Origin of the sequence: Proteus genomosp. 6, assembly GCF_040139785.1 — a bacterium.
In the GTDB taxonomy this organism is placed as follows: Bacteria; Pseudomonadota; Gammaproteobacteria; order Enterobacterales; family Enterobacteriaceae; genus Proteus.
The window spans coordinates 1-3,056 of the sequence record NZ_JBEEVJ010000032.1 but is presented as its reverse complement, the minus strand read 5'-3'; the positions used below and the strand labels follow the sequence as shown (position 1 = coordinate 3,056).

At 53.0% G+C, this 3,056-nt stretch carries 2 protein-coding genes; both read right to left on the bottom strand.

What is annotated here, in order from left to right:
• Positions 1 to 137 precede the first annotated feature (137 nt).
• Entirely contained in the window at positions 138 to 794 is a 657-nt protein-coding gene (locus tag ABN212_RS18565; RefSeq protein WP_012579084.1) for a quinolone resistance pentapeptide repeat protein QnrA1, read from the bottom strand.
• Positions 795 to 1,057: 263 nt separating this feature from the next.
• The gene (locus ABN212_RS18560; protein ID WP_000050481.1) at positions 1,058 to 2,599 is read right to left on the bottom strand and encodes an IS91-like element ISCR1 family transposase; all 1,542 of its coding nucleotides are present in this window, start codon (positions 2,597 to 2,599) and stop codon (positions 1,058 to 1,060) included.
• Positions 2,600 to 3,056 lie beyond the last annotated feature (457 nt).

The window sequence follows — 3,056 nt, the reverse complement described above, 5'->3', positions numbered from 1 at the left end:
TGAATGGGTTCATGTGCAGCTCCATCAGCAAAAGGGGATGATAAGTTTATCACCACCGACTATTTGCAACAGTGCCGAATCTGCCTTGTTGTAGCGCGGAACTCAAGTGATATTTGCCTCTTGTGTTTGCATTCGAGCTAATCCGGCAGCACTATTACTCCCAAGGGTTCCAGCAGTTGCTCCTGTTGCCAGGCACAGATCTTGACTCCTTCGAGGTTGACCCGTCTGGGGTCGAGCCCATCCAGATCGGCAAAGGTCAGGTCACAGCCCCGCAGATTGACCTGTTGCCAACAGTCGCGGGAGAAGGTGCCGCGGCTGAGATCTGAGCCCATCAAGGAAGCGCCGCTGAGATTGGCATTGCTCCAGTTGTTTTCAAACAGCTCGCATTTTTCCAGGCATTGGCCACTCAAGTTGGTATAGGCCAGGTTGCAACCTGAGATATAAGCCGAGCAGAAGTACATCTTATGGCTGACTTGATTGTAGAAGCGGGCCCGGGAAAAGTTGGCGCCCTTGAGATCGCACTCCCTGAACTCTATGCCAAAGCAGTTGGCACCGCTGAAGTTGGCCAAAGACAGACGGCAGGCCTTGAAACTGGCATCGCGCAGATCGGCATAGCTGAAGTGACACCCTTCAACGGCGCCGCTTTCAATGAAACTGCAATCCTCGAAACTGGCATCCTGCAGCTGACAGTGGCTGAAGTCACACTGATAAAAGCGGCAGCGGCGAAAACGGCTGTCACTCAAATCCTGGCGTGAGAAATCCTCTTGCTGAAAAACTTTATCAATAATATCCATACGGCTTCCTTTAATCAGGGAGGGTGCTAACGGGTATAGGAAGTATAAACCACCTTTTTGCTCCTCATCCGAAGTATCTTACCTGAAATTCCCTCACTCGTTTACCGCTCAAGCCCCAATTTTAACTGCCGGTCCAGCCTAAACCGCTCTAATAAGGTTCGATTTGGCGGTAAAATCTCTAGCCTGATAGCTCGAGAGATACAAACTGCCCCACCGCCCCGTTTAAAAGTTGGCAGTGTTGAGCAGTGTTGGATTTGGGGTCGTCAGTCAAAGAGACGACTCTGTGATGGATCGAACAGGCTGGGAGTCAGTGGCGGCGCTCGTTCTGGTGGCAGCTCACGCTGCTTGGCGGCATTCGCCTTGGCTGTTTTCTGTTTCAGATGCTTGAGAATCTGCTCAATGACCTTCGGATCTTCGATGCTGGCAATCACTTTGACGTGACCGCCGCAGTGTTCGCAGACTTCAATATCAATATTGAAGACTCGCTTGAGGCGTTGCATCCAGGTCATGGCGCGGTGGCGCTCTGCAGGACTCTTGTCACGCCAGTTAGTATCGAGACCTTCCGATTTGTCGGGCTTCTTGCCCCGCTTGGCGGGTGTTACTTGAACTCGGTGTTTGCTGTTCGGTGCAAAGACGCCGTGGAAGCGTGTGAGGTTGACTCGCGGCTTAGGTACCAACGCAGCGAGTTTGGCGATGAAGTCCAGCGGCTCGAAGATCACATGGGTGGTGCCATTGCGGTACGGAGTTTTGAGCTCGTAACGCACCTGCCCATTGGCGGTTAATGCCAGACGTTTTTCTGAAACCGCTGGCCGACTAATGTAGCGACACAAGCGCTCAAGCTTATCCCGCTGATGCGCTTCGGCCATCACACCGGCGTGTAGCGAGAAACCAGCATGGTTGGCTACTCGACTGCTTGAGTCGGCTTTATCCTCACGCCCTGGCAAGGTTTGCAGGGTGAAGACTTTGCGCCCTTGCTGGGGGCCGACGGCAATGCGATACGTAACCGAAGCACCATGTAATTGAGTCAGCGTATCGTCTTCGCCCTCTTCCAGTGTCAACCACGTATTCTCGGCATCACGCTCCAAAATCCCACGCTTTTCCATGCAGCGAGCGATGCGATGGCTGAGGGTGTGAGCGAGCGTATTCAGCTCATCGTAAGTGGGTGCCTTGACACGATGGAAGCGTTGCTTGCCATAGTCATCTTCGGCATAGACACCATCGAGAAACAGCATGTGGTAGTGGACATTGAGATTTAGCGCGGAGCCAAAGCGTTGGATAAGAGTCACTGAGCCAGTTTGTGCAGAGGCTTTGGTGTAACCGGCTTTTTTGATCAGATGAGTTGAGAGTGTACGATAGACGATACTCAAGACCTGGCCCATCAGCTGGGGATGGCGAGCCAGCAAAAAGCGTAGCTGGAAAGGAAAGCTGAGCACCCACTGGCGAATGGGCTCCTTGGGGAAGACTTCGTCTATCAGCAGCGCCGCACTCTCGGCCATCCGGCGGGCACCGCAGCTAGGGCAAAAGCCGCGTCGTTTACAGCTGAAGGCGACCAGACGCTCGTGATGACAATCCTCGCAGCGAACCCGCATGAAACCATACTCCAGACGGCCACATTGGAGGAGGTCGTTGAATTCTTGTTGGATGTAGCGAGGCAGGTGTTGACCTTGGGCTTCGAGTGAGGCTTTGAAGGCTGGGTAGTGCTGCTCAACCAGCTGGTAGAGCAGCGTCTGGTCGGGTTGGTGGCGTTCGTAACCGTTTGTTTGAGTGGGCGATTGACTCGCCGTGGCGTTCCTTGCCAGCGACATGGGTATCCTCCGCTGATACTGTGGTTATGTACAGTATCAGCGGCTTGCGTTCAGACGTCCAGTCTGGCCCTAGACATCGCTAAATGCTTAACCCGCAATAGCCCTCACGAGTTGTTATCAGCCACTACCGGTTGAGCGAGAAGGTTTTGGGTTCAGGGTGCTATTGCTCCACCAATCACAATACTGAAGCCCCAACTGTTATCAGTTGGGGCTTTTTCTTGTCTGTTTGCGGCGGTTGCGTTTTATCGGTAGTCGTCGAGCTCTGCACCATCCCACATAAGAGCTTAACGGTGCGATCTTCAACGCCATCACACAAAACTTTCTTTTTCACGCACAGTCAACTTATTGGATGTTTTATTAACAACCCAAAAGGAGATATTTAGCGGGCGGCCGGAAGGTGAATGCTAGGCATGATCTAACCCTCGGTCTCTGGCGTCGCGACTGCGAAATTTCGCGA

Excerpts from the sequence above, each read along its gene's own strand:
- ABN212_RS18560 (WP_000050481.1), bottom strand. The coding sequence starts at position 2,599 with ATGTCGCTGGCAAGGAACGCCACGGCGAGTCAATCGCCCACTCAAACA.
- ABN212_RS18565 (WP_012579084.1), bottom strand. The coding sequence starts at position 794 with ATGGATATTATTGATAAAGTTTTTCAGCAAGAGGATTTCTCACGCCAG.